26 protein-coding genes are annotated in these 24,488 nt (G+C 57.5%); 14 read left to right on the forward strand and 12 right to left on the reverse strand.

Annotated elements, in window-relative coordinates:
- Nucleotides 1-21 precede the first annotated feature (21 nt).
- From argB to Poly21_RS23360, 6 genes are all read left to right on the forward strand, one after another.
- The gene (gene argB / locus Poly21_RS23335) at nucleotides 22-885 is read left to right on the forward strand and encodes an acetylglutamate kinase (RefSeq protein WP_146409409.1); all 864 of its coding nucleotides are present in this window, start codon (nucleotides 22-24) and stop codon (nucleotides 883-885) included.
- The gene (locus Poly21_RS23340) at nucleotides 882-2,261 is read left to right on the forward strand and encodes an aminotransferase class III-fold pyridoxal phosphate-dependent enzyme (RefSeq protein ID WP_146409410.1); all 1,380 of its coding nucleotides are present in this window, start codon (nucleotides 882-884) and stop codon (nucleotides 2,259-2,261) included. The genes argB and Poly21_RS23340 overlap by 4 nt, the downstream gene beginning before the upstream one ends.
- Nucleotides 2,258-3,214, forward strand: a complete 957-nt coding sequence (gene argF / locus Poly21_RS23345; RefSeq protein ID WP_146409411.1) for an ornithine carbamoyltransferase — start codon at nucleotides 2,258-2,260, stop codon at nucleotides 3,212-3,214. The genes Poly21_RS23340 and argF overlap by 4 nt, the downstream gene beginning before the upstream one ends.
- Nucleotides 3,215-3,686: 472 nt before the next feature.
- Nucleotides 3,687-4,406 carry a 6-phosphogluconolactonase gene (gene pgl, locus Poly21_RS23350; protein ID WP_146409412.1) on the forward strand — a complete coding sequence of 240 codons (720 nt, stop codon included), beginning with the start codon at nucleotides 3,687-3,689 and terminating at the stop codon, nucleotides 4,404-4,406.
- A 42-nt stretch (nucleotides 4,407-4,448) separates the two neighbouring features.
- Entirely contained in the window at nucleotides 4,449-4,742 is a 294-nt protein-coding gene (locus tag Poly21_RS23355) for a hypothetical protein (RefSeq protein ID WP_302120304.1), read from the forward strand.
- Nucleotides 4,743-4,752: 10 nt separating this feature from the next.
- Nucleotides 4,753-4,944, forward strand: a complete 192-nt coding sequence (locus Poly21_RS23360) for a hypothetical protein (RefSeq protein ID WP_146409413.1) — start codon at nucleotides 4,753-4,755, stop codon at nucleotides 4,942-4,944.
- Between the two features lie 50 nt (nucleotides 4,945-4,994).
- Here Poly21_RS23360 and Poly21_RS23365 read toward each other — a convergent pair whose 3' ends face one another.
- Entirely contained in the window at nucleotides 4,995-5,213 is a 219-nt protein-coding gene (locus Poly21_RS23365; RefSeq protein ID WP_146409414.1) for a hypothetical protein, read from the reverse strand.
- A gap of 208 nt (nucleotides 5,214-5,421) precedes the next feature.
- On the opposite strand from Poly21_RS23365, the gene Poly21_RS23370 reads away from it, so the two are divergent.
- The gene (locus Poly21_RS23370; RefSeq protein ID WP_146409415.1) at nucleotides 5,422-5,628 is read left to right on the forward strand and encodes a DUF542 domain-containing protein; all 207 of its coding nucleotides are present in this window, start codon (nucleotides 5,422-5,424) and stop codon (nucleotides 5,626-5,628) included.
- Nucleotides 5,629-5,762: 134 nt separating this feature from the next.
- The gene (locus Poly21_RS23375; RefSeq protein ID WP_146409416.1) at nucleotides 5,763-6,101 is read left to right on the forward strand and encodes a cupin domain-containing protein; all 339 of its coding nucleotides are present in this window, start codon (nucleotides 5,763-5,765) and stop codon (nucleotides 6,099-6,101) included.
- A gap of 81 nt (nucleotides 6,102-6,182) precedes the next feature.
- Here Poly21_RS23375 and Poly21_RS23380 read toward each other — a convergent pair whose 3' ends face one another.
- The 7 genes from Poly21_RS23380 to Poly21_RS23410 all read right to left on the reverse strand — a co-directional run bounded on the left by Poly21_RS23380 (nucleotide 6,183) and on the right by Poly21_RS23410 (nucleotide 12,791).
- Complete coding sequence (locus tag Poly21_RS23380; RefSeq protein WP_146409417.1) at nucleotides 6,183-6,851, reverse strand: hypothetical protein; 669 nt, start codon at nucleotides 6,849-6,851, stop codon at nucleotides 6,183-6,185.
- Nucleotides 6,852-6,928: 77 nt separating this feature from the next.
- Nucleotides 6,929-7,369, reverse strand: coding sequence for a molybdopterin synthase catalytic subunit (locus Poly21_RS23385; RefSeq protein WP_146409533.1), 441 nt, complete (start codon nucleotides 7,367-7,369; stop codon nucleotides 6,929-6,931).
- A gap of 1 nt (nucleotide 7,370) precedes the next feature.
- A complete protein-coding gene (locus tag Poly21_RS23390; RefSeq protein ID WP_146409418.1) occupies nucleotides 7,371-7,655 on the reverse strand; it encodes a MoaD/ThiS family protein in 285 nt (94 codons plus the stop codon).
- A 2-nt stretch (nucleotides 7,656-7,657) separates the two neighbouring features.
- Entirely contained in the window at nucleotides 7,658-8,671 is a 1,014-nt protein-coding gene (gene moaA / locus Poly21_RS23395) for a GTP 3',8-cyclase MoaA (RefSeq protein ID WP_146409419.1), read from the reverse strand.
- A complete protein-coding gene (locus tag Poly21_RS23400) occupies nucleotides 8,650-9,684 on the reverse strand; it encodes an SMP-30/gluconolactonase/LRE family protein (protein ID WP_146409420.1) in 1,035 nt (344 codons plus the stop codon). Before Poly21_RS23400 ends, moaA begins: the two co-directional genes overlap by 22 nt.
- Before the next feature lie 287 nt (nucleotides 9,685-9,971).
- Nucleotides 9,972-10,883, reverse strand: a complete 912-nt coding sequence (locus tag Poly21_RS23405) for a TIM barrel protein (protein WP_146409421.1) — start codon at nucleotides 10,881-10,883, stop codon at nucleotides 9,972-9,974.
- A gap of 153 nt (nucleotides 10,884-11,036) precedes the next feature.
- Nucleotides 11,037-12,791 (reverse strand): hypothetical protein, encoded by a 1,755-nt coding sequence (locus Poly21_RS23410; protein ID WP_146409422.1) that lies wholly within the window; start codon nucleotides 12,789-12,791, stop codon nucleotides 11,037-11,039.
- Between the two features lie 341 nt (nucleotides 12,792-13,132).
- Between Poly21_RS23410 and rpe the strand changes: the two genes are divergently transcribed.
- Both rpe and Poly21_RS23420 read left to right on the forward strand, forming a co-directional pair.
- Nucleotides 13,133-13,828, forward strand: a complete 696-nt coding sequence (gene rpe, locus Poly21_RS23415) for a ribulose-phosphate 3-epimerase (RefSeq protein ID WP_146409423.1) — start codon at nucleotides 13,133-13,135, stop codon at nucleotides 13,826-13,828.
- Nucleotides 13,828-14,412: a histidine phosphatase family protein gene (locus Poly21_RS23420; protein WP_146409424.1), complete on the forward strand. Its 585-nt coding sequence runs from the start codon at nucleotides 13,828-13,830 to the stop codon at nucleotides 14,410-14,412. Before rpe ends, Poly21_RS23420 begins: the two co-directional genes overlap by 1 nt.
- On the opposite strand, the gene Poly21_RS23425 is transcribed toward Poly21_RS23420, so the two are convergent.
- The gene (locus Poly21_RS23425; RefSeq protein WP_302120308.1) at nucleotides 14,409-15,158 is read right to left on the reverse strand and encodes an OB-fold-containig protein; all 750 of its coding nucleotides are present in this window, start codon (nucleotides 15,156-15,158) and stop codon (nucleotides 14,409-14,411) included. The two genes, Poly21_RS23420 and Poly21_RS23425, sit on opposite strands and share 4 nt — an antisense overlap.
- 267 nt (nucleotides 15,159-15,425) lie before the next feature.
- On the opposite strand from Poly21_RS23425, the gene Poly21_RS23430 reads away from it, so the two are divergent.
- The 3 genes from Poly21_RS23430 to Poly21_RS23440 are packed head-to-tail and all read left to right on the forward strand — an operon-like array spanning nucleotide 15,426 to nucleotide 19,168.
- A complete protein-coding gene (locus Poly21_RS23430; protein ID WP_146409425.1) occupies nucleotides 15,426-16,460 on the forward strand; it encodes a hypothetical protein in 1,035 nt (344 codons plus the stop codon).
- Nucleotides 16,457-16,990, forward strand: a complete 534-nt coding sequence (locus Poly21_RS23435; RefSeq protein ID WP_146409426.1) for an ATP-dependent metallopeptidase FtsH/Yme1/Tma family protein — start codon at nucleotides 16,457-16,459, stop codon at nucleotides 16,988-16,990. Before Poly21_RS23430 ends, Poly21_RS23435 begins: the two co-directional genes overlap by 4 nt.
- A 15-nt stretch (nucleotides 16,991-17,005) precedes the next feature.
- Nucleotides 17,006-19,168 carry a Tex family protein gene (locus Poly21_RS23440; RefSeq protein ID WP_146409427.1) on the forward strand — a complete coding sequence of 721 codons (2,163 nt, stop codon included), beginning with the start codon at nucleotides 17,006-17,008 and terminating at the stop codon, nucleotides 19,166-19,168.
- A gap of 5 nt (nucleotides 19,169-19,173) precedes the next feature.
- Here the strand turns inward: Poly21_RS23440 and Poly21_RS23445 are convergent, their stop codons facing one another.
- The gene (locus tag Poly21_RS23445; RefSeq protein ID WP_146409428.1) at nucleotides 19,174-20,634 is read right to left on the reverse strand and encodes an SLC13 family permease; all 1,461 of its coding nucleotides are present in this window, start codon (nucleotides 20,632-20,634) and stop codon (nucleotides 19,174-19,176) included.
- A gap of 220 nt (nucleotides 20,635-20,854) precedes the next feature.
- Here Poly21_RS23445 and Poly21_RS23450 point away from each other — a divergent pair, with 220 nt between their 5' ends.
- Entirely contained in the window at nucleotides 20,855-22,069 is a 1,215-nt protein-coding gene (locus Poly21_RS23450) for an alkaline phosphatase family protein (RefSeq protein ID WP_146409429.1), read from the forward strand.
- A gap of 46 nt (nucleotides 22,070-22,115) precedes the next feature.
- Here Poly21_RS23450 and egtB read toward each other — a convergent pair whose 3' ends face one another.
- On the reverse strand, nucleotides 22,116-23,405 hold the full coding sequence (gene egtB / locus Poly21_RS23455) for an ergothioneine biosynthesis protein EgtB (protein ID WP_367302567.1): 1,290 nt from the start codon (nucleotides 23,403-23,405) through the stop codon (nucleotides 22,116-22,118).
- Nucleotides 23,389-24,396 carry an L-histidine N(alpha)-methyltransferase gene (egtD, locus tag Poly21_RS23460; protein ID WP_302120311.1) on the reverse strand — a complete coding sequence of 336 codons (1,008 nt, stop codon included), beginning with the start codon at nucleotides 24,394-24,396 and terminating at the stop codon, nucleotides 23,389-23,391. The genes egtB and egtD overlap by 17 nt, the downstream gene beginning before the upstream one ends.
- Nucleotides 24,397-24,488: the final 92 nt, after the last annotated feature.

Below are 24,488 nucleotides of genomic sequence, written 5' to 3' on the forward strand. Positions count from 1 at the left end.
TTTCTTGCGGACGAGCATTCCATGAATCAAGCGATCGCGAAAGCGGACACCCTCATCGAGGCGATGGGGTGGATCCGTCGTTTCCGTGGCAAAACGACCGTCATCAAACTCGGTGGCAGCTTGCTCGAAGACCGGGTGGCGTTGCATCATCTGCTGCTCGATGTGATTTTCATGGAAACCGTCGGCCTGCGCCCGGTCGTTGTCCATGGCGGCGGGAAAGCAATCACGCAGGCAATGGCTGACGCTGGCATTCAAGCTGAGTTCGTTCGCGGTCGACGGGTAACCGATGCTCCATCTCTGCAGGTCGTCGAGCAGGTCTTGGCGGGTGAGCTGAATATTGAAATCACGCAGATGATGGAGAAACTCGGCGGTCGGGCGATGAATCTTTCACCGCGTACCACCTGTGTCCTGCATGGCGAAAAGCTGCTCGATCCCGACGGCGCTGATCTGGGATTTGTTGGCAACGTCACCAGCGTTGATCGCGACGTGGTTGAGAGCCTCGCTTACACCGACCAGGTCCCCGTGATTCCGTCATTGTGTTATGACGCCGAGGGCCAGCTCTACAACGTTAACGCCGACACCGCAGCGATGGCCGTGGCCCAATCGTTAGGGGCCGACAAGCTGGTGTTTCTCTCAGATGTCAATGGCGTCCGTCGCGATGAGCAGGACCCCCATTCGATCATTCCTGCGATGTCTGCGGGCGAGGCACGCCAGCTCATCACCGATGGGGTAATCCGCGGCGGGATGATCCCGAAGGTCGAAGCCTGCTTGGAAACGCTCGACCGGGGAGTTCAAAAAGTACACATCATTGACGGTCGCCTACGCCACTCACTCCTATTGGAAATCTTCACCACCGATGGTGTGGGAACCGAGATCCACGCATGAGTGAGTCGCAACACTCGACGCCATGGCTCAATGCACTCGCTGGAACGATTTCCGCAACCGGACGCGACTGCGAGTATCTCACCGAGGCGAGTGCACGGTGGGCGCAGTCACAGTGGAGTGGTGAGGATAGTGGACTCGCGATCGCCGCCTCCGATCTGGCTGAGCGGCTGCGCGTCCTCACCGGTCAAGACGAACGCGGCATCGCAACCTGTCTGAACTCAGCCTCGGTCGAGAGCTTGTTGCAATGGGCCGTCGTTCTGTGCCGCCTTCATCACCAGTCGGCTACAGAATCTAGTGGATCAGGTGAGACAAACCGTGCCGGTGCACGCTGCTTGGCTGCTGTTGGTAGCGATCACGGCGGTGGCATTGTCGGTCGCATGGCGAGCGGACGGGCGGATTCCCGATCACCGGCATGGCCGCTCGTACCAGGGTTCACCCACTCGCCGCTGGAGTCACTCGCCGAACGCATTGATCACAACGTGGCCATGGTGCTGGTCTCGCCAATTGACGTCCACGACCGGATGCTGGCGATTCCCGGTGACCAACTTTTGGCCATTAGCGAGGCCTGTCAGCGCCATGGGGCGTCTCTGGTTATCGATCACAGCCGCATTCCGCCGCAGGGTGGTCAATTTTGGGTGCATGAGGCAATTGCACCGGTCACGGCCGACGCCGTCCTAATGTCTGCTGGGCTGACTGGTGGGGCCGAAGGCGGACTGCTGACGCTCAGCAGTCCACTGGCGAAGCAGGTCACAACTCTCGCTGCGAGCGTGCCGGAGCTGTCGAGCAGTTCGTGGATTGCAGCCATCGCCGCCGCCACTCTCGATCAGTGGATCGAGCATTCATGGTGTGATGCGGCAATGGATGGGCTGGCCACTGAGCTGGCGGGCAGAATGGCGGGCCGCGAATGCGTGCGAGATCTGCACGTTACCGGCCGGGCGATCGGCATGGAACTGGACATTCCAGCAGTTCAGTGGGCGGAGGCTGCCGCAGAACATCAGCTCGGCGTCGCGACCGCGGGCGAGTTCGCGGTCGCAATGCAACCTCCACTGATTCTCAGTTCAGACGACATCACCACGCTGTGCAATCGAGTCGATCAGGTCTTCGATTGGATCGAGATGGAAGAACAGCAACCAGCTGAAGCTCCATCTCAGTCTGTTGAATCTCCACCCGCGGAGTCTCCAACGGATGAGTCTTCGTTGGAGGAGTCCAACACAGGTAAATCGGTCCCCGAGGAATCGCCACAACAAACCATCGACGATTCAGAATATGATGTGAACGAAAACGACTCGCTCGACGATGATTTCGATGAAGAGTTACGCCCAGACGATGAGAATCACTCCCCGGCTATGAATATTGAACCGGAAATCCAATCATGAGACACCTACTCACCCTGTTCGATCTCGATCCGAACGAACTTAACTCCATTCTCGCCACCGCGCGATACCTCAAAGACGAACTCCGCAGCGGACGCCGCCCACCGATTTTGGAGCGTCATACGTTGGCACTCCTGTTCGAAAAGCCGAGTCTGCGGACGCGGGTGAGCTTTGAAACCGGCATGACCCAACTCGGTGGGGGCAGTCTTTTTTTGGGTGACGACGTCGGCTGGGGCAAACGCGAGTCACCTGCAGATTTCACGAACGTACTAGGCCAATTCGTTGACGCGGTCGCCTGCCGCTCGAAGAAGCATGAACGCGTCGAAGAGCTGGCCAGCTTCAACGCGATGCCTGTAATCAACAGCCTGACTGATCTGTCGCATCCCTGCCAAGCGATCGCGGATGTGCTGACCATCCAGGAAGCGTTCGGCTCCCTGACCGGGCGACACGTCGTCTTCGTCGGTGATGGGAACAATGTCTCTCGCTCTCTGGCCCTGGCCTGCGCTATGCTCGGTATGCATTTTACGCTGGCCCGACCCGATGGATATGAACTCGATCAGCCCTGGCTGGACCGGATCGCAGCACGCTATCCCGATGCGAAGATCGATCAGGTGTGTGACCCGTCGGCTGCGGTGAAACATGCTGACGCGATCTATACCGACGTGTGGACGAGCATGGGCCAGGAAGCTGAATCGAAGATCCGCCGGCAAGCATTCGCAGACTACCAGCTCAATGCCGATCTGATGGCGGCGGCTCCGCCTACTGCGCGCGTGCTGCACTGCCTGCCCGCCGTTCGTGGCCAAGAAATCACCGATGACGTGATCGATGGCTCGCAGAGCGATGTCATCAACCAAGCTGGCAACCGGATGCACGCCCAAAAAGCGTTGCTCGTGTTTCTGTTACGACCGCAGTGGATCGACGAGAACGTGCCCCAGGCCGACCTGGCGACGCCGTAGGCTACGACTGACTGTACATGGGTGGAGTGCGGACGTGAAGAGTTGTCTTCGTGCTCGCCAGAACGCCGATTTTAGTTGCTGGCTCGTCTATCTTGACGGCCGCTCGAGCGGGTGCAAACCTGATTAAATCAGGTGCTTGGATGATGCAAGCACTCGGGGCATTGCCCCTTGCTACGGAGCATTTGCGAGACCGCCGGCCAGCAACGGGCTGTTCGTACCATCGCGGCGGGTGGCATTCCCGCAGGCGAGCGAATCCTCTGAACTCCGCATCGCGATGACACGTCATCTCCAGTGTTGATTTCGCTTTTTATGGCCCGGCCATCTCGCAGGCCTTTTTCGGAGGGATTTCACGCCGCTCGCTGTACTCAGGGCCTGCGTACCAAGCGTACCGATTTTTATTAAAGTCCGTTATACTTTCGCCCCTTGCCGATGTGGGCTCAACCGCTCTTTTCAATGTTTCCAACAGATCAACATGGCCGTATCAACTAAAGTTCTTGCCGATCCCGCCTCGCTTGCCGAGACCTTCGCCGCCGATTTCGCAGCATGGGTGGATGCCCAGTCGGGCGATGCCATCACGGTAGCACTCTCGGGAGGCAGCACCCCGAAGAGATTGTTCGAGTTGTGGGCAGATCAGTATGCAGATCAAATTGATTGGTCACGAATTCAGTTCTTCTGGGGCGACGAACGCTGCGTGCCACCCGCGGATCCCGAGAGCAATTTCGGCGTCGCCAAGCAACTGCTTTTTGATCGGATCACCATCCCGGCGGAGAATATCCATCGCGTGCGAGGGGAAGCATCCGCCGAGCAAGAATGCAGCCGCTACGAGCGAGAGATCCAGCAGGTCGTGCCTACCGATCAGGATGGAAACCCGGAGTTTGACCTAATCATTCTCGGCATGGGAGACGATGGACACACCGCGTCGATCTTCCCCCATCAGAGTGAATTCTTGAGTTCCCAGGCCGTGTGCGAAGTAGCCACGCATCCACAGTCCGGCCAACAGCGGATCACGCTGACAGGCCGAGTGCTTAACGCCGCGAAAAAGGTATCAGTGCTCGTGACAGGCGCCGGCAAAGCAGATGTGCTGGCGGACGTGATTGGTAGGCAGGGCGCCTTTGCAGAATATCCCGTATCGCATGTTGAGGGTGACGACGTTTGTTTCTACATCGACCAGGCCGCTGCCGCAAAGCTGTAGCACACGGTCAAGAAGAGCGGTCTGTTTACTAAGGAATCTACGATGTTGAAGTTTCTGTCGGGCCTCGTTGTGGGGGCGATTGTGATGTACACCGCGATGCACTTTCATCTCGTTCGCGGTCAAAACGGTGTCTTCGTGGTTGCGAAAGTAACCAGTGATCTGTCGGACGTCTTCGTCGACATTCGAGGTTTCACGGTCGAGGACTGGAAGCAACACAAGCCGCTCGCCGCTGCGATCATTCAGAGCGACCGCTCCGAAGTGCTCGATGACGCGACGCTTGATAGCTTCCGCGAAGGCGTGCATTCCGTGGTCGACCATCTCTTCTCAAAAGATTGAAGCTGATTCGATGGATTGCGATCTCGACACCAGTATCCCGGACTGGATCATCGAACACCCCGAAACAACGGGTGTCTTCAGTGGGCTTGGCCTAGATATCAACTGCGCGGGCAAATCTCTGGAATATGCCTGTCTTCAGAATGACCTCAGCCCCACCGTGGTGCTCGAACAACTGCGAGACGCAATTGACGGCTCAGCCTGATCGAGTTGAACATTTTGAACGCAGGCACCTGTGTCCGCCAGCGAATGGAATCAACTGGGCGATTGCCAGGAAATTGCGAGGGCAGCCGCCTTCGCGACCCGCTCGAGTAACTCTGGATAGCGACTGGGCGGTCCATTACTCGCAAAGTCGCTCGCAGCCTTCTGCCGATCAGCGGAGTCGGCACCGTCGGAAGTGTCCATCTCTTCGGCGCAGCGCGCCAGCCGCTCGCAAAGGTCGTCCCACTCGTTCTCGATCCAAGGGTCATGCATGCTGAAATGATTGTTCGGGCAACTATTGGGGGCTACAAATCCGCCGCCAGTTTACCAAATTCGATGCCGCTTCGCTGGCGCCAACTCGAAGGTGTGAGGGAGCCCCGCACTTGCCTTTCTCCCACTGCGCATATATACTATACATTCAGGTAGAGTTTATGTGCTCGGCCAGGAAGGCGCCAGCGAAAGTTTCTCGCAGAGACCAGTCATGTCGGAAGTCAACTTGGGTAGCAGTGTCGGGCAGTGGGTGGTGGAATATCCGCAAACCGCCGACGTTTTTGAAACACTCCAAATCAGTTATTGCTGCGAGGGAGACCAGTCGGTCGAAGAGGCGTGCTGGAAGAATGGACTATGGCGTGCACCCAGAGGCGAGTTCGAGTCATCGCGAGATGCTCGCAGCGTTGCACCGATTTGAGATCGACACGCATCACCATCTCCACAAAGAGCACTACCTACTATTCCCGCGGGCGATCGCATTGGAGGCGGAGTTAATGACTTCGCCCCTGACATCGCAGCCCGCCCATTAACCCTTTCGGAGAAAACAGAACGATGGCGATTCCTCATGCTCAGGCCGGCCAAGTCATTGATATTCGGCCGCTGGCCGACAGGCTACGCGATACGAAAACGCATACGTTATTGAAAACGGACCACGTTGAAGTATTGCGACTGGTGCTACCAGCAGGCAAGAAGCTCGCCGAGCACAAGGCTCCTGGCGAGATCACCGTTCAATGCCTCGAAGGTGAGATCGTATTCACCTCGCCCGCCGGCCCCCACACATTGCATGCAGGCGAGATGTTATTTCTCAACGCCGGCGAACTCCATGCGGTCGATGCCATCGAAGACTCTTCGGTATTGGTAACGATTCTCCTGCACAAAAAGACGATTTAGATTTACGCGAATCGTGTTTGGGATCGCTCCGCCGGTATCAGCGTCCTGGTTGTAATGCGGCCAGCGGCGTTCCCAAGATCGCTACTTCTTTCTGCATGAGATCGCGGAGTTCGTCAGTGCGGTCAGGGATTCAGAATTTCCCGCCGGGTCTTTGATGTGCATGGCGGAGACAACGAAAGTGGGAAAGTCGCCGACATTCGCGACAACGATACCCTCGACAGCCGCGTCATCATTCGTCGTTGCGGAAAACTCAAACCGTAGCGCCCGCCGTCCATTCCACTGCCCATGCTTGATCGGTGTGCAAACCGCGCTGGGCCATCGGGCCTGGAGGGAATCGAGCATGCCTTTAAAAAAGGCTTGGTCGCTCTGGATTTCCGATTTCAGCTTAGGTAATTCCATGATCGAGATCGCGGGATGGAGGGCAACATCCGCTTCGTGGCTCCATACTGCCACTTTAATACCAGCCTGAGTAAATGCCTCGGTGTCACCCAAATCCGCCCGCTCAAATCCCTTCGGGGGTTGGATCGAAAACCACTCCCCATCGACACGTGGGGCCAGTAGAGCGGCTTCCGCAGGAGTTATCGACCATTCCGGGAGCTGTTCAGGGGGACCGTCCTCGGCCGAAATGTTGGCCGGTAGCACTGACATCGCGATGCAGAGAGCGAGCGATGTGATCACGCCCGATAGCGCCATTTGCCCCCACCGCGCTTTCGTGCGATTCGGTGAATCGAAGATTGAAAATAGCAGCATGTCGATACTCCGTGGATATCCGATAAACGAACTTTCAAATCACTGGCTCCGAGAGCACGTACCAGATTGGTGCCGAATCAATGAACTGCGGATTTACGAGGCAATTTCCAAATCGGAACATGGCGTTTCATTTCGTCAATGAACTCCTCGACGTAGGTGATCGCTTCGCGTCGGTGTGCCGCGGCGACCTGCAGCACGAACGAGCATTCACCGTTGCCAACAAAGCCGTAGCTGTGCTCGACGTCTACTGCGATGATGCCGTGTTTGATCGCATGGGTGTGCGCAAGACGCCGCAGTTCGCGTGACGTCATCGGTTCGTAAACTTGATATTCCAATCCAAGGATCGGTTCCGCCTGTGTCTCCTCGTTGATTTCGCTACCCCGCACACAGCCTTGAAACACAATCACAGCTCCCGCTGTCGCGGCTTCACGCGATTCCGACGCAAACTTGGAGGGTGCAAAAATCGGTCCGTCAGTCAGGCGAACAAGCACGAGCGGATCACGGTTGCCTGCCTGCATCTCAGCCACCGCTAATCAATCCTACCAACGCAATTTCGTCATCGAGCGAAATTAATTGCTCCGGTGCAGCGAACTGGTGATTGATCGCAATTCGACTGAGGCCGATCGACGCCGCGAGATCGGGATAGGCATCACTGATCTTAGACAGCAACGAGCTGGCGGTAATCGGAACGTGGACATCAGCAATGTGCAATCGGTCGGTACCCACGCTGTGCGCTTGAGGGCCAAACACGAGGACCTGTAAATCACCAGTGGATTCATTCACTCGGGCAGGTGAGGGATGCATCGTCATCCTCCGATCGCATGCATGGGACGTGATGGCCGCAGGAAGGACAAGTCATCGGTGCCGTGGCCACGTTTTTTAAACGCCACCGCACTTTGAATCGCTGCGATAATCCTATCGTCACTAGCGCCGGATCGCATTAGCTCTCGAATATCGCCGGAGTCCTCACCGAATAAACAGTTGCGCAGCTGTCCATCGGCCGTCAGACGAAACCGGTCGCAGGTATTACAGAAAGGTTTCGTCACCGACGCAATGACGCCCACCGTGCCGAGTCCGTCGTTGAAATGATAGTCTGTGGCCGGAGCCGAACCGTGATTCGGGACAGGAATCAGCGGGCGCACACGATCACTGAACATCTCAATGATTTCGGCACCTGAAAGCACCGCGCCCGTGTCCCAATGTCCATCACTATCCAAAGGCATGAACTCGATGAACCGAACGGGGATACCGGTTCGCCTGGTGAATTCACCGAACGCGACGATTTGGTCTTCGGTAAGTCCCCGCATCGCAATCGAGTTGATCTTCACGTGCATGCCGGCAGCGACAGCAGCATCGATGCCGTCGAGTACCCGCTGCAATCCACTGCGCCGGGTAGCGATATGAAACGTCTCCTCGTCCAAGGCATCTAAGCTGACGTTGACGTAGCGGAGGCCGGCGGCGAGGAGTTCGTCCAACTGAGCTTCTAGCAATACGCCGTTGGTCGTCAGGGCAACTTTGTCCAAACCATCAATGGCACACAGGGATTCGACCAGGTGATGCAGTTGCGCACGAACCAGCGGTTCCCCGCCAGTCAAGCGGACGTCGTGGACTCCCTGTGAGACAGCAATCTTTGTGAAGCGAACAATTTCCTCGAACGTCAATATCTCACTGCGAGGTTGATACTGCGGCGTGTGCTCCGGCATGCAGTATGTGCAGCGTAAATTGCAGCGGTCGGTGACGCTGATTCGCAGGCTCCGGTGCACGCGACCAAAACGATCAATTAACGCCGGCTGGCGAGTTACTCCATCTTGATTCGGCATAACTCTTTATCGGCGGTGATGTACAACCATTCCTCATTCTGATCAAACGTGCAGTTACTGACTCGGCCGCCGGTGATCAAACGTCCGAGTAAATCTCCGTCGGGAGTGATGACGTAGATACCGCCCGGCCCACTGCAGAACAACGTGCCATCGGAATGGACCGTCATGCCATCGAAGGCACCGGGAAGTTTGTCTTGAAATGATTTCGCGTTCACCAGTTCCCGTAGCGGTCCCAGCTTCCCGTCTGCGTCGATGTTGAACGCCACGACGACCGGGCGTTGCCCATCGCTCTGGGCGATGTAGAGCGTTTTCTGATCGGGGGAGAGTCCGATGCCATTGGGCCGAACCAGTTCGGTCGTCAGTAAAGTGAGCTCACCCTCGGTGGACAGGCGATAGACACCACAGTGCTTCAGTTCGCGGCGAGCATCGCTCTCGCCACCGGGCAGCCCATAAGGCGGATCGGTGAAATAAACGTTCCCGGATCGATCGAACACCAAATCGTTCGGGCTATTGAGGCGTTTGCCTTCGAATCGGTCGACCAATGTTTCCTTACCACCATCCATGCTCAGCACCGACAGCCGGCGGTCACCATGTTCGCACATCGTGAGCCGGCCGTTTGAGTTCAGGGCGAGCCCATTGCTGCCGGGTTCCCCACCATAGTACGCGGTGCCGGTGTAACCGCTTGGCGTGAGGAAGGTGTCGATGCCACGACCAGGCGTCCAGCGAAAAATCGTGTTGCGAGGAATGTCCGAGAACAGCAGGCAGCCGGATTCGCTGTCGCAGCCAGTGACATTGGCACCTGGTGGCACCCACAGGGGGCCTTCTGTCCAAGTAAACCCGTTGGCCAGTACTTCCGCCTTGGCATCGGACGCCAGGAATTTGTTGAGACCAGGCTGCATCGTTTCGACGCGTCCGATCATACGTGGGGAGTCAGCCGCCGCCCGCGAGAAGCTCAGTTGCGGACCGGCACCAAACGCAACGCATAGAAAGGCGAGCGTGGGGATGATTTTCATGTTGTTTGTCTCGGTAAGATCGATATCGGAAAGCGTGAGGAGATCACGCTGCGGACTATCGACAAGTTTAACAACATCGGTCCGTTGGTGGTTGCCAGCGAACCGTGTTTTCGCGTGACGCTTGCCAACGCGCTGCACACACCATGGCGTTTTCAGCCGCCTAGTGATGGCGATTATCGGGTGCCATTGCCCCTACCGTCCGGTGACAGGGGTTCAGACGCACCCATCGTCAAACGCCGATGGGTGCGTAAGTTGGTGCGGGATCATGATCCCCAGCCAAGTGCTGCTTAGATCATCGACGTCGGTTCGTAAGGAATGTCCTCGATCAGTTCCATTGGCAATGGAGCGACAGTCAGGCCGGCCTCTTTGCAGATGCCGTCGATCGCTTCCTGAGCACTCTGGACCAAGAACTCACGGGTCTGGCCTTTGTACTGCATGGTCGATGCGGTCGGGCTGAGCGGTCCAGAAAACTTGCCTTGATCGAGGTGCTTGACCACTTTCACATGATCGAGCGGGCCATTCATTTCGGGCAGGATCCGGTCGTGTGTGGTCGCTTCGCTGGGGTCGACGTTCTCTGGAATCGAGCCCAATCGTACCGCCACGATTTTGTCGCCAGGGATTTCGCTGAGCTGATCCATGGCGCCCTCGCCGACGACCCAGTCCCAGGTGTCGATCAGGTAGCCCACGTTCGGGATCGCGTCGACGAGAGCGCGGAACGTCTCGACTTTGGACACGAACGGGAATTGCTTTTTCTCAAGGTGTTCTTTGCCGGCACGGAAACCGACTCCGAGCTTGATGTCGCGGGCGCCGAGCACTTCGGCAATTTGGCTGATTCTTTGACGCTGAACGTCAAAAAATTCATTGAAAGGCAGACGATCGGTCGCCGCCGGTACGCGGATCAGGGCGCGATCGACTTCGAGTTGCTGGGCAACTTCACTCAGGGGGTGAAGGGTGGCCACGCCGGCGGTGAAGGCGTCGTCGTCGGCATCGAGATCGATTGCAAGTGTGAACGTGCCAATGCGAATGTCAGAAGCGCGAAGATATTTCGACGCTTCTTCAAACGACGATCGCTGTGAACGACGCAGCATGTCGTGCATGTCGATATCCATGCCACGGAAAGCATAGGTCAGCGCCAATTCGATCAGTTCGCTTTGGCGTCCATTGATGCCAAGTGCTTGCGGGCAAAAATTCTTAAACACGTCGGTTATTTCCTTGACTGAATGAATGTAAGAGTTTGTGTTGTACGGTTTGCGAGCCTATCCGAATACCACCAGGAAAATCGCCGGGGGGGCTATCGTCCGGGAGTTTCCGAAAAGGCCGCCAATCGGCGCGGCTGACGCGCCATCACGGGGCTAGCGTCGGCGTCCACGCGAGTTGCCGGACGATCCGCCCGAAGACCCGCCTGAGGAGCCACCGCGTCCACTGCCGTTGCCGCCGCGGGAATTCCCGCCACCGCCACCGCGACGACCGCTGAGGTTCTTGTCGACCATGGAATTAACGAGCGCGTCCCAGCTTGGGAAGTCTTGGTTGGAGGCGGCGGTATCGTGTTGCGATTCCCGCTGCCGGCCGCGACCTCGCCCGCCACGACGTCCACGCTCACGCCGGTCGTCGTCATCATCGTCGGAGCGACGAGAATCGTCGGACCGTCGGGACTCATCGGATCGGGGGCGATTGCGGAGAGTTTCGACTTCCTCATCGTCTTCGAGGTCATCATCGAAAGCAGAGCGAGGCAAATCATCCGATTTCAGCGTGTCGCGGGAGCTCGGTTCCACATCCGTGGTTTCGTTGCCGCCTGCGCCGCGACGTCCACGCCGTCGCCCACCACGCCGTGACCGGCGGCCAGCCCGAGGGCCGTCGTCGTCGCCTTTCTCTTTCGATGAGGATGCAAGGTCGCCACCAAAATCGGTGCTCGAATCGTCGACTTCCTCAAACAGATCGGCGGCGAAACCGACGTCACCATCATCATCCTCATCGAGAATGGGCTGGCGAGTTCTCGCAGCGCGAGGCTGTGACGAATCCCGCTCGCTGCGAGGTGGTTCACTGCGGCGAGAGTCATCGCTGCGACGCGATTCGCCACCGCGACGCGATTCATCGCCGCGACGCGATTCGCTACGCTGCCCGCCGCGTCGACCACGCGATCGACCGGGGCCGTCATCGTTCTTGGCCGTGACTTCATCGTCGCGGGAGCTGGTTCGGTCTGCAGGGCGTGGCGAGTCCACGGCGACTTCGTCTTCGGACATTCGCTGGCGTTGTCCGCGGCGTCCGCCCCGACGTGAACGTGGAGCATCGTCTGGCGTCGGTTTGCCCTGTGTTGAACGTTCGGCTCCACCATCGTCAGCATCGCGCGTTCGCGGACCGCGAGGACCTTCGGCGACCGCTGCTGGGCCCTCATCGGCATCTTCGAGATCATCATCGAGATCGTCGTCTACGAAACCGACGAACTCTTCTTCGTCATCGTCAAGATCGTCGTCGCTGCCGAACGCGTTTCGGCCCAGTTCACCGGCGAACCCGGAACCTGCCCGTGGTCGCTCTGACTGATCACGGCGACCTGACTTGCCGCCACGCTGGGGCTTGTCGCCGCGTTTCTGTTTCTCACCGCGTTCGGGTGTTTCGTCGCGGTCACTGGCACGGCTGGACGTGGTCGCCGAGCGTCGTCCGGCACCGAGTTGGGATTCTCGTTGCTGGATATCCTTTTCGGCCACGCCGAAACCGCTGGCCGAAGCCTTGGATTCGCGAGCGGGGGCTGGTTCATCGTCCGGAATCCCGAAACCAGGCAGCTTCGGCGGTGGTTGGACCGCCGTCAGAGCGTTGAGCACGTCGGAATCGACATCACTGGTGCTCCCCGTTTGAGTTGCCGGTGCAGCGTGCGAGGACCGTAAGCTTGATCGGCTCGAATCGCTACGAGCGTCGTCGGAGTCCGCTTGCTGTGACGCAGTCTTGCCTTGGTTTTCGGCAGTGCTGTCACGGGGGGAGTCCGCTGCTGGTGGGACCGAGGTTTTTTCGGCTTGAGCGGGGGCCGCAGGGGCCTCTTCCTTTTTAACTTCGACCGGCTCAGGGGGGCGAGGAGTTCCCAGGAGGCTGGCGAGAATGTTCCAATTGTCGGGCATGGGGAGTGGAAATCCGATGAGAATCGGGCGGTGGAAAATACACAGCCGATCTGTTGTAGGGGGTTGTTTCCACGTAGGTATAACCTGTTCGGGCATATCTCCCAAGGGTGAATGTCTTCCCGATTGCCCGAAGCGTGTTTTTTTAGCGGCGGCATTTTTTACCAAATCGGCATTTCCGATCCGTGGTTTGGCGTAAAAAGGCGTTGTATACGCTTCAATCGCTCCATTTCATGGCTCACCATTGAAAAATCAAGCGATTGACAACGGCGCCGTCACTGTCCAATCTTGATCGCCACACCCGGTATTACTTACCGGATTCAATTCTCGTTGGAATGGACTTTATGAACCGAGCCAAGCTCGATTCGATTCGCGACGCAGGCCCGGCGATCTTGCCAAGCCTGCTGCAATGTGATTTTGGTAATCTCCAATCGGAGGTCGAGCGGCTGAGTGATGCCGGCACTTCGGTGCTGCACCTCGACGTCATGGATGGGCATTTCGTTCCCAACTTGACTTATGGCATGCCAGTGGTCGCCGGGTTGCGGAGACACACAAACTTGCCGCTTGATGTTCATATGATGATCAGCGATCCGCTAGCTTACGCCAAGCCGATGGTCGATGCTGGCGCCGATATGCTGACGTTCCATGTCGAAGCGGTCAGCGATGCAGTCGATGTAGCGGGGCAAATTCGCGATCTCGGCGTAGGCGCGGGTCTGGCGATTAATCCAGACACCCCCATGAGCCAGCTCGAACCGGCCCTGGACTGCGTCGACATGGTGTTGGTCATGAGTGTTCAAGCCGGTTTCGGCGGCCAGTCATTCAATCCTGTCGCTCTCCAACGGATCCGCGATTTGCGTTCTCGTTATCCCGATCTGCTGCTGGAAATTGACGGCGGAATCAATTTGGCGACGATTGGTGCCGCCCGGCAAGCTGGCTGTGACCTGTTCGTTGTCGGCTCCGCGATTTTTTCCAGCGACGATTACGGTGTCGCCCTCGCTGGACTCAACGAGGCGATGGCGTCCGCACAAGGAGCCAAATAATGATGTCTTTGAAAGCAGCAGCCCGCGCCAAAGTAATCCTCGTCCGCCCCGGTGCGACCGCCTTCGACGAACAGGGGCGCATGAAGGGCTCGCTCGACATGCCGATGTGTCAACGCGGCCGGGAACAAGCTGAGAATCTTGCCGAAGAATTGGCAGGCGTTCGCCTTCACGCCGTCTATCACGCGCCCTGTGAATCGGCCGGTGAGACTGCTGCCCTGCTGGTCGAAGGCCGTGAGCTGCGTCCCAAAGCGATTGACGCGTTCCGCAATATCGACCACGGTCTGTGGCACGGAAAGCTGATCGACGAAATCCGCCGAAATCAACCGCGTCTGTATCGCAGCGGTGCTGAGAATCCGGAGACCGTTTGCCCTCCCAACGGTGAGTCGATGCAGGTCGCAGCCGCCCGTGCGATGAAAGCAATTAATCGCGTGCTGCGCAAAAGCCGCAATCAAGTCATCGCCTTGGTGATCCCCGATCCGCTGGCCAGCCTCGTGGCCGCTCACCTCAATGACGAAGCCATGCCAGATATCTGGAAAGTGCAAGCTGACGCTGGGCATTGGCAGCTGATCGAAGCGGAGTGCTAAGCGGATTCGACGTGATACACGTTCTGCGCGGCATCAAAACGGATGATCCGAACGCGGGAACCTTTGGTGATCGGCGATCCAGTGGTGCGAATGTCGATCAGGAGGGGCGCCGCATTGGTCGCGTAACGAGCGCGGCCAAAGGTGTCGTCAACCACACTGGTTTCGACCACCGCCGTGCCACCGACGAGTGTGGCGGGATGGTGATGGGTCGGTGGGATCAACAATCGATGGAGCGGTGCGGTGGTGAATCGCGTCAGCACGACAGCAATCACAGCATTGCGGATCGTCAATAACGCACAGGTCCAGAGCGTGGGCTGATAGTGGTGCACATCAAACTCAAACCATAGTACATAACTGAGTACCCAATAGAACAACGCGAACATCGTCAGCCACACCATCAGTGGCACACGGTCGAGGTGGACGGCGCGCATCGTCGCGGCGGTGAGACCACCTAACATGTCTCCGGAGACGTGATGCCCATGTCCCTCGACGCTGGTGTCCAGGGACGCCCCCGCATCGACCTCCACGCTGGGGTCCAGGTCGACGCCCGGGTCCAGGTCCACGCCCGCATCCACATCGGGGCCGCCGAACCCGAAATCGGGTGAAAACGCTCCGAGCAGCGAAATCAGTACCAGGGCCAGTACGATTGCTCCCAGAATGCTTGCCGGCAACATGGGACCGACGAACAGATGTTCCAGCAGCGCGCGGGACCACGAGACGCCATCGGCGACCAACAACACAGTCACAGTGCGGACCTCTGTAAAACGAGAAGATGTAACGATCGACCAACGGGATCTCCAGGAAGTCGATCCAGGCCTGAGTTTTGAGTATAAGCTTAGGCTTGATTGGCTGGGTGTCCGGGCGCAAATAGACTCGAACGAGGAGACATCCTTCGCCGACCGAGCAAGGTCGTGGTGCCGACGGTAAGTATGCTTGCCGCTGAGTATGATTGTTCGCTCGGCGCCTGCGTGCGGTCATTAGCAAATTTGCCGCCATTTCAACACTGACATGCAATGAACAACGCCCCCTATCCACAAACTTTGCCCCAGCAGCTTCGTGAGCTGGGCGAGCGATGGGACGCCGGACGTCTCAAACGTGTGTACACCACACCGATCGGACGATTCGTGCTGTGCTGGATGGCACTGGTCGTCCTCTTGCAGATTGGGGCCGAAATTCTCAAGAACGCGACTGCCCGGGGATGGATCAGTGGTACCGGTTGGGGATGGGCACTGCCGACCATGTTGTATGAGTGGCGGTATGCTGCTGCCCAAGTTGGCGCGGTCGCGCTGGTGGTCTGGTTCCAGTGTCGTTGGCCCCAACGACATCGCTGGGGATGGTTCGTTGGTTTCACGCTTGGCTACGTCGTGTTTTTGAGAATCGTCGGAATGCTGGGGACTTATCGGAGTATGCAAATGTCTTGGACGAATCTTTGGCCATTCGTCGTGCAACTTTTCGAGATCGGGTTGCTGACGTTTTTCGTACGGGCAGGGAACGTCGTTATCCGGATTTTCCTCGTCGGTTGCAGCGTAAATTACATCGCGTCGGACGATTCAGAATCAGCATCCCATCCGCTACCAACGCACAATTCATGGTCTCTCGGCGGGATGTTTCTGGTCGTGTTAGGGGCTGCTGGTTTTCTGGCAATTCTACGACCTACCAAGGAGTTGTGGGCACCCTCTGAGTTGTTTGGCTCTGACCCAGCGATGATGGCATTTTGGTGGATCGGCGTTTTTCTAGAGCTGCTAATCGTGTGGGTGCTGGCATATGCTGTTGCGGCCCAGCGGGTTCGAGGACAACCGTGGATTTTACCTGCTGCGTTGGTCTTCGCCGTGGCCATCCCCCGACTTGCGGGGTGGATAGTTTGGCAAATCTCGCCACCGTCGGGACTGGCTCCTCACCATTGGTATTTTGTCTATCTTGGGATCGATACCATCGGGGCGATCTTCACAATAGCATTGTTGGCATGGTTCTTTGTCGCCTGTGAGCGTTCGGGGTTGCGTTTGGCGATGTGGATTCGCGGGTCGGATGATGCTATACCAACCCCATGAAAACGCCCGACTCCAAGACCCCGCCTACGCAACCCAGTCCAGGGGCCGATGACGCACTGGTCGCGACTGCCCACCATGAAGCGGGACATGCCGTGATGGCGGTATCGCTAGGCAGGCACATCCATAAAGTTACGATCGCGCCCGGGAAAATGGCGTTTGGCGGAACGCGGTTGGGGCACTGCGAGATTAAAAAGGGGCGTGCCAAAGGGGTCAACGACCGACTCGAGGATGATGTCTTGATACTTTTGGCAGGGATGGTTGCCGAAGCCAGGTTCACGGGGCAATATTGCCATCGTGGCGCTGGCCGTGATTTGGATGATGTCGCCAATTTGCTATGTACGCGGGCCGCCTCCCCACGGCAACATGAAACGCTGCGGCGACGGATGATCGCCAAGACCGAGCACATCCTCAGTGACGATGCACACGTCGCGGCCATCCGTACGATCGCCGGTGAGTTGCTCGACAAGACGACGATCAGTGGCCGCGCCGTGCGACATCATTTCCAACAAGCCCAACAACGACACCCTTAACGCCAACAATCCTTCATGGCCACCACTTCCGCTACCGATCCAATCATCACCGAAACCATCGCCCGTGAGCTAGCCCTGCCGCTTGCCCAGGTCAGTTCGGTGGTTGAGCTGCTCGCCGCTGGGAATACGATTCCGTTCATCGCCCGTTACCGCAAGGAGGTCACCGGCGGCCTCGACGAGGTCGCGTTGCGGGCGATCGAAGACGCACTGGAAAAAGCGACCGCGTTGGCGGCTCGCAAAGTAACGGTCCTCAAGACGATTGAGGGTCAGGGGCAATTGACCGACCGACTCCGGGCCGAGATCGAAGCCTGCGGGGACTTGCGGACACTCGAGGCCATCTATCTTCCCTTCAAGCCCAAGCGACGCACGCGGGCCACGATTGCACGCGAGCGAGGCTTGCAGCCACTCGCTGACCTGCTGCTCCAGCAGTCTCAACTCGATCGGTCCAAAGACTCCGTGTTGGCTTCGTTTGTCAACGCTGAGGCCGACGTGCCGGACGCAGAGACCGCCATTGCTGGAGCGATCGACATCATTGCCGAGCAGTGGAGCGAGGACGTGCCGACGCGCGAGTGGATGCTGGAGAAGGGAATGAAGTTTGGCCAGATCACCTCCAACGTCAAACGCGGCAAGAAGGAGGAGGCGGCCAAATTTGAACAGTACCTCGATCGACATGAATCGGCCGCCCGGATTCCTGGCCACCGTTTGCTCGCGATGTTGCGGGGCGAAGCTGAAGGTGTCCTGCGAGTCGCTCTGGCCATGGAGGACGATCGGGCAATCTCGCATCTGAAATCCACCTTTATAAAAAATCCCCGTTCGACGTTTCATCGTGAACTACAGACCGCTGCCGAAGAATGTTTTGAGCGACACCTACAACCGGCGACACAATCGTCAGTATTGCAAATCCTCAAGGAGCGGGCCGACGAAGAAGCTATCCAGGTGTTTGGAAAGAACCTCCACGAACTGTTGATGGCGGCACCTGCAGGGCCCCGGGTCACGATCGGTATCGATCCCGGTTTTCGTACCGGTTGCAAGGTTGCGATCGTCGATGGCACCGGCAAATTCCTCGCCAATACGACCATCTATCCCACGCCGCCCAAAAGCGATACGGTCGCCGCGGGCAAAACGCTACTGGCTGCGATTCAAAAATATGGGGTTGAGCTGATTGCGATCGGCAACGGCACTGCGTCGCGAGAGACGGATGCCTTCGTGGGCGATCTTATCCGCGAACACCAACTCGATGTCACGAAAGTCATGGTGAGTGAGTCGGGGGCGTCGATTTACTCGGCCAGCGAATTGGCAGGGAAAGAGTTTCCCGATCTTGATATTACCGTGCGCGGGGCGATTAGTATCGCCCGCCGCCTCCAAGACCCACTGGCCGAACTCGTCAAAACGGACCCCAAATCAATTGGGGTCGGCCAATATCAGCATGACGTTAATCAAACGCAGCTTCGGAAGTGTCTCGATCGGACGGTGGAGACGTGTGTTAATCGCGTCGGCGTGGATCTCAATATGGCGAGCGTGCCGTTGCTTTCGCACGTCGCTGGCATCGGCCCCAAGTTGGCTGAGAATATTGTCGCCTTCCGCGACGCCAACGGTCGTTTCGAGAGTCGCCGGCAGTTGACCAAGGTCCCTAAACTCGGCAAGAAAGCATTCGAACAGGCCGCAGGTTTCTTGCGAATCCGTGGCGGCGATGAACCGCTAGACAATTCGGCCGTGCACCCAGAAAGCTACCCCGTCGTCAGCCGCATGGCGGGATCACTCGCCGCGGACGTCAAGACTCTCGTTGGCAATGCGGGATTAAGTCAAAAGCTGCAACCGGAACAGTTTGTCGACGCCCAATTCGGCTTGCCTACCATTCGCGATATCATCGCCGAACTGGGGAAACCAGGCCGTGACCCGAGAAGTGAATTCAAGGTCGCTCATTTTGACGAGTCGGTGAATTCGATGGAGGATCTCGCCGTTGGGATGGTTCTGGAAGGTGTGATCACCAATGTCACGCATTTTGGCGCGTTCATTGACCTCGGCGTCCATCAAGATGGATTGATTCACGTCTCGCAGTTGGCGAACACCTTTGTCAAGGATCCCAACGATATCGTATCGGTCGGTGATGTCGTCAAAGTGAAAGTCTTGGAAGTCGATATGGACCGTAAACGGATTGCGGTCACGCGAAAGTTTTAAACTCGCTACGACATCAGCCCGATGCACATCCCCGTGATCACCACGGCAGCGATCAAGTTGAGTACCAGCCCCGTGCGGGCCATTTCTTCGGTGCTGATTCCTCCTGCACCAAAAACAATCGCGTTGGGTGGCGTCGCGACAGGCAGCATGAACGCGCACGAACAACTGATCGTGCCCGGTACCATCAACACGGCAGGCGGCAATTCAAGTTGCATCGCGAGTTCACCCAGAATCGGCAGCAGCAGCATTGCCGTCGCCGTACTGCTGGTGATCTCGGTCATGAATGTTACCAAGCAGCATACGGCTATGATGATCACCCAGGTTGGCGCTCCAGCCATGAAGGTCAATTGGTTTCCAATCGCGGCACTCAGCCCGGAGTTCTGAAACCCGCTAGCCAATGCCATCCCGCCACCGAACATCACCAAAATTCCCCACGGAATCTTGGCAGCTGTTTCCCAGTCGAGCAGTCGCTCACACCGGTGGTCCACCGCGGCGGGTGGTTGATCGGCGGCTCCGTTCGACGGCAGCGACTCAATATGCTCGTCTCGCCGCCGACCGCTTGGACAAAGAAACATCATGAGGGACGCGGCGAGTGCGACCGTCGAGTCGCCCACCATCGCCCTGTCGGTGGGCAGCAGTGCGGACCATCCGCCCAGCGGTCCGGCGCGAAAAATCCATAATAACGCCGTAACGAAAAAAATCACCAGGACGCGCCGCTCATTGCTCTGCATGGGACCGATCGACGGCATCGCAATGGGCTTCATCTCGCCTACTCCTCGCGTCAACCACCACCAGATGATCGGTAGCAAGATCAACGTGATGGGTAGGCCGATGGACATCCATGTCGCAAAGGGCATCTCCTGTCCGGTCCGTTCGTAGAATTGCCCCATGAAGACGACATTCGGCGGTGTACCTATCGGTGTCGCCATCCCACCCACGCTCGCCGAATAGGCGATTCCTAGCAGCAGCGGTGTGCGCAGACGCGGGTCACTGGATTGCTGTAGCACTGCCATCGCGATCGGAAGCATCATCAGTGCGGTCGCTGAATTGCTGATCCACATTGACAGCCCTGCCGTTGCCAACATGAAGCCCAGAACCAAACGTTTTCCGCTGGATCCGCCGACTAATCGCACCATTGCGATCGCGATACGGCGGTGCGCACCGCTACGTTCCATCGCTGCGGACAATAGAAACCCACCGAGTAGCAGTAGGATGACGGTGTGACCGTAAGATGAGGCGATCTCCTGATGTCCGACGACACCCAGCAGAGGCAACAACACAAACGGCACCAAGCCCACCACCGCGAGTGACAGGCATTCAAAGATCCACCACACCGCGCAGATAATGGCAACGCCTGCACAGGCAGATGCTTGGGGAGGCAACCCTCCGCAGTAGCAAACGACTGCAACGAGAATCGCGAGCACCGGACCTCCTGGTAACATCCATCGTGAAATCGCTGCGTTCATGAAGTGAATCTGGTTGGCAACATCGGGGAAACGACTGCGGCTAGAATGGTCGGTCGGTCAACGGAGATCGTTCAGGCCGGCACGAAGCGAAAGCCAGAGCTCGTAAGTTTAATCCGGTGGTTAGACCAGATTTCACCATCCCTCGGGGAGGGTGAACACAGGAGACGGAAATTGCGGGTTCTGGCGCTAACACCAAACCATCTCAGTGATCTCGCCCAACATGATAGCCAAAGTAACAATGACCTACACTCGACTGCACTTTCTAAACTTCATTCGCTGCTGGATCGGATTGAGCATGTTGGGCTGCGGGCTGGCGGCGATGGCTCAATCGCCCTCATCGGCCTCATCGGCGTCTTCAGCGGTCGACACCGAGCGAAAATCGGATCGCAATGTGTTGCTCGTAACGCTCGATGGCATGCGTTGGCAGGATGTCTTTCGCGGTGCTGATCGTCGCTTGGTCTCGACGGAGGCCGGCGCCAAAAATATCCGCGAAACGCAAGAGCGGTTTGTCGTCGAGGACCCGGTTGCCGCTCGCGAGAAACTCATGCCGTTCCTGTGGTCCAACGTGGCGGCAGAGGGTGTCCTGTATGGCGATCCCGCGCAAGAGTCCTCCGTTCGTGTCACGAACAATCGGCACTTTTCCTACCCCGGCTACAGTGAACTGCTGTGTGGGCGAGCCGATCCAGCGATCGATTCCAACGCGAAGGAGTACAATGAAAATGTCACGGTGTTGGAGTGGCTCGATTCTCAAACTGACCTTCACGGTCGGGTCGCTGCGTTTTGTTCGTGGGACGTGTTTCCTTTTATCATCAATGACAAACGCAGCGGCGTACTCGTCAATGCGGGCTGGGCACCAGTGGCTGATATCATCCCCGCAGGCGACCCCGCCGATCAGCACGCGCATGCTGAACTGCAGCGACTCGATGCACTGGCGGCGGAGATTCCGCATTTATGGAGCAGTGTGCGCTACGACTACTTCACCTTCAAAGCCGCCCAGGTCTACCTCCAGACGCAGCGCCCTCGCGTGATGTACGTCTCCTTCGGTGAGACGGATGATTGGGCGCATGAAGGACGCTACGATCTATATTTGGAGTCGGCTCAACGCAACGATGATTACATTCGCCAGTTGTGGGAAACGATTCAGACGATGGATGGTTATCGAGATAATACGACTCTGATCATCACGTCGGACCATGGTCGAGGGGACGACCGCACGTCTTGGAAATCCCATAGCACCTCGATCCCAGGCTGTGATGTTATCTGGGCCGCCGCGATGGGGCCTGGAATTCAACCAGGACACGCGGGCCACCTCCAGCTCACGCAGTCGCAAATTGCCGCTACCGTCGCTGCAGTGTTGGGGTACGACTTTACCGAGTCTAACCCAGCGGTCGCAAAGCCCCTGCCCTGCGTGCCAGGTCTAGCGAAACAGGAGTGAGAGATGGCGTGGGCCGCGCACGACGGTCTCGTGAAGGTGTGCTCGCTCAATGATCCGCCAACCGAATGCCGCTGAACTGCCAACGGGTTTCCGGTGGAAAGAAATTGCGATACGTCACGCGAATGTGATCTGACGAGGTCGCGCAAGAACCGCCTCGCAAAACAAATTGATTGCACATGAATTTCCCGTTGTATTCACCTAACGCCCCTGCCGCCGGTGCGTATCCGGGATAGGCTTGGTACTGGCTCGAGGTCCACTCCCATACGTTGCCTAGCCAATCGCTGATTGCTTGCTGGTATGGGTGAATCACGTGGTTGCTAGCGAGCAGCCGATCTGCCAGTGCGTTCCCCGGCGAAGCGTCCCGCGCTGCAAACTCCCATTCGAATTCTGTGGGCAGCCGCTTTCCCGACCAGCGGGCAAATGCGTCGGCTTCGAAGTAGCTGACGTGACAGACCGGATCGTCCAATCGCAAGGGAATGCGCCCTGCAAGCGTAAATTGGTCATAGCGATCCTCAAGCGATAGCCAATACAATGGGGCCTGCCAACCATTGCGGTTGACGGCGTCCCAACCTAGCGATAGCCAGAGCATTGGATTTTGATAACCACCGTCCCGTATGAATTCCAAATACTCACCGTTGGTGACACAGCGAGATCCGATTTGATGCCGATGAATCAACTCGCGATGACGCGGCCCCTCGTTGTCATAGGCGAACGCAGTGCGAGATGCGTCGTGACCAATATCGGTGATGGTTTCGCGCTCCGTACGCCATTGCATTGGCGTCGCCTCCGCGGTGTCCGCAGCGTCAGATGACGACTGATAGGCGGGGAGATCTGGATTGCTGAACAGCACATGTTTGATGTCGGTGAACATCAATTCCTGGTGCTGCTGCTCATGATTCAACCCCAGAACCAGCACCTCACGTTGGTACTCGGTGAGTTCGTTTGCTTCAAGCCAATCGAGAACGAGGCGATCGACGTGGCGGCGGTACATCCATACTTCGTCCAAACTGGGACGCGAGATCTGACCGCGTCTGTCACGGGGAAAGGCATGACCAACGCTGTTGTAGTATGAGTTGAACAACGACTCATACCGCTGGTCGAACGCTTCATAGCCACTTCGCTGTTTCAGCAAAAATGTTTCGAAGAACCAGGTCGTGTGGGCGAGGTGCCACTTCGTTGGACTGGCATCTGGCATGGACTGGACCGAGCAATCTTCCGCTGAAAGTGGCGCGGCAATCCGCTCGCTCAGCGAGCGGATTCGCTGGTAGTAGGCCCCCAGCGATGGCGTCGGGACGGAGGCAGACGTGCGATGATTTAAATCAGTTTGCATCGGCATTACGGTTCTCCAAGTACATGATTGCGAAGTAGCTCTGATCATCTGACCAGACCCGTCGCACAGCCAGTCCCGCGTGCGAAGCCATCTGGGTGAAACCCGCGATCGTATATTTGTGAGAATACTCGGTATGAATCCGCTCGCCCTTCTCGAACGAAATCTCGATCTCGTCGATCCGGACAATCTGGTCGCATTCACTCTCGAGAAAGATTTCGATGCGTTCGGCGGTCGCGTTGTAAAACGCCACGTGGCGGAACTGACCCGTATCAAAGTTAGCCCCTGCTTCCCGATTCATGCGATCGAGTAGGTTCAGGCTGAATTCGGCAGTGATGCCTGCGGCGTCGTTATAGGCGGCTTCCAAAACTGCGATGTCCTTTTGCAGATCAAATCCGATTAGCAGTCCACCGCAGACTCCGCAGCAGTCACTGATTTTATGGAGTAGCCGTTGAGCATCGTGCGGCGGGAAGTTGCCAATCGTTGAACCGGGGAAATAGACACACACTTGATCGCCCGGGAATCGCTCGGAATTCTCCAGAGCAGCGCAGAAATCATCGATGATCGGATTGATTTCGATTTCAGGATATTCGCTCCGCAGTTGCTGCGCTGTGGCCAGCACATGATCCTCGGAGATATCGATCGGTATGTAGGAACGCGGTTGATCGAGATGATCTAACAGCAGTCGTGTCTTTACGCTGCTGCCGCTACCGAGTTCAACGACGTTGGCGTGCGGGCCGATCTCGCGTGTGATTGCCACCGCGTTCGACTCCATGATCGCCAGTTCTGTTCGAGTTGGGTAGTATTCGGGAAGCTCACAGATCTGATCAAACAGGGCCGACCCACGCTCATCGTAAAGATACTTCGAACTCAAACGTTTCGGTGTTTGTGACAAGCCTGCTAGGACGTCGGCGAGAAAAACGTCGTCTCGCAGGGAAGCATTTCCCATATCACCATCAGGCTTTTGCAAATGTTCCGCAGTGGGGGGATTTGTGGGCATCAAGACCAATTTCCATTCGGGGAAGCGGAGGGCTGGAGTAAACAGGGGGCTGGATTAAACAGCACCGTGGCTCCGATTAGCGTTCCGCCGGC

This window comes from Allorhodopirellula heiligendammensis (genome assembly GCF_007860105.1).
In the GTDB taxonomy this organism is placed as follows: Bacteria; Planctomycetota; Planctomycetia; order Pirellulales; family Pirellulaceae; genus Rhodopirellula; species Rhodopirellula heiligendammensis.

Coding starts and splice junctions, on each gene's coding strand:
- argB (WP_146409409.1), top strand. CDS start 22: ATGAATCAAGCGATCGCGAAAGCGGACACCCTCATCGAGGCGATGGGG.
- Poly21_RS23340 (WP_146409410.1), top strand. CDS start 882: ATGAGTGAGTCGCAACACTCGACGCCATGGCTCAATGCACTCGCTGGA.
- argF (WP_146409411.1), top strand. CDS start 2,258: ATGAGACACCTACTCACCCTGTTCGATCTCGATCCGAACGAACTTAAC.
- pgl (WP_146409412.1), top strand. CDS start 3,687: ATGGCCGTATCAACTAAAGTTCTTGCCGATCCCGCCTCGCTTGCCGAG.
- Poly21_RS23355 (WP_302120304.1), top strand. CDS start 4,449: ATGTTGAAGTTTCTGTCGGGCCTCGTTGTGGGGGCGATTGTGATGTAC.
- Poly21_RS23360 (WP_146409413.1), top strand. CDS start 4,753: ATGGATTGCGATCTCGACACCAGTATCCCGGACTGGATCATCGAACAC.
- Poly21_RS23365 (WP_146409414.1), bottom strand. CDS start 5,213: ATGCATGACCCTTGGATCGAGAACGAGTGGGACGACCTTTGCGAGCGG.
- Poly21_RS23370 (WP_146409415.1), top strand. CDS start 5,422: ATGTCGGAAGTCAACTTGGGTAGCAGTGTCGGGCAGTGGGTGGTGGAA.
- Poly21_RS23375 (WP_146409416.1), top strand. CDS start 5,763: ATGGCGATTCCTCATGCTCAGGCCGGCCAAGTCATTGATATTCGGCCG.
- Poly21_RS23380 (WP_146409417.1), bottom strand. CDS start 6,851: ATGCTGCTATTTTCAATCTTCGATTCACCGAATCGCACGAAAGCGCGG.
- Poly21_RS23385 (WP_146409533.1), bottom strand. CDS start 7,369: ATGCAGGCAGGCAACCGTGATCCGCTCGTGCTTGTTCGCCTGACTGAC.
- Poly21_RS23390 (WP_146409418.1), bottom strand. CDS start 7,655: ATGCATCCCTCACCTGCCCGAGTGAATGAATCCACTGGTGATTTACAG.
- moaA (WP_146409419.1), bottom strand. CDS start 8,671: ATGCCGAATCAAGATGGAGTAACTCGCCAGCCGGCGTTAATTGATCGT.
- Poly21_RS23400 (WP_146409420.1), bottom strand. CDS start 9,684: ATGAAAATCATCCCCACGCTCGCCTTTCTATGCGTTGCGTTTGGTGCC.
- Poly21_RS23410 (WP_146409422.1), bottom strand. CDS start 12,791: ATGCCCGACAATTGGAACATTCTCGCCAGCCTCCTGGGAACTCCTCGC.
- rpe (WP_146409423.1), top strand. CDS start 13,133: ATGAACCGAGCCAAGCTCGATTCGATTCGCGACGCAGGCCCGGCGATC.
- Poly21_RS23420 (WP_146409424.1), top strand. CDS start 13,828: ATGATGTCTTTGAAAGCAGCAGCCCGCGCCAAAGTAATCCTCGTCCGC.
- Poly21_RS23430 (WP_146409425.1), top strand. CDS start 15,426: ATGAACAACGCCCCCTATCCACAAACTTTGCCCCAGCAGCTTCGTGAG.
- Poly21_RS23435 (WP_146409426.1), top strand. CDS start 16,457: ATGAAAACGCCCGACTCCAAGACCCCGCCTACGCAACCCAGTCCAGGG.
- Poly21_RS23440 (WP_146409427.1), top strand. CDS start 17,006: ATGGCCACCACTTCCGCTACCGATCCAATCATCACCGAAACCATCGCC.
- Poly21_RS23445 (WP_146409428.1), bottom strand. CDS start 20,634: ATGAACGCAGCGATTTCACGATGGATGTTACCAGGAGGTCCGGTGCTC.
- Poly21_RS23450 (WP_146409429.1), top strand. CDS start 20,855: ATGATAGCCAAAGTAACAATGACCTACACTCGACTGCACTTTCTAAAC.
- egtB (WP_367302567.1), bottom strand. CDS start 23,405: ATGCCGATGCAAACTGATTTAAATCATCGCACGTCTGCCTCCGTCCCG.
- egtD (WP_302120311.1), bottom strand. CDS start 24,396: ATGCCCACAAATCCCCCCACTGCGGAACATTTGCAAAAGCCTGATGGT.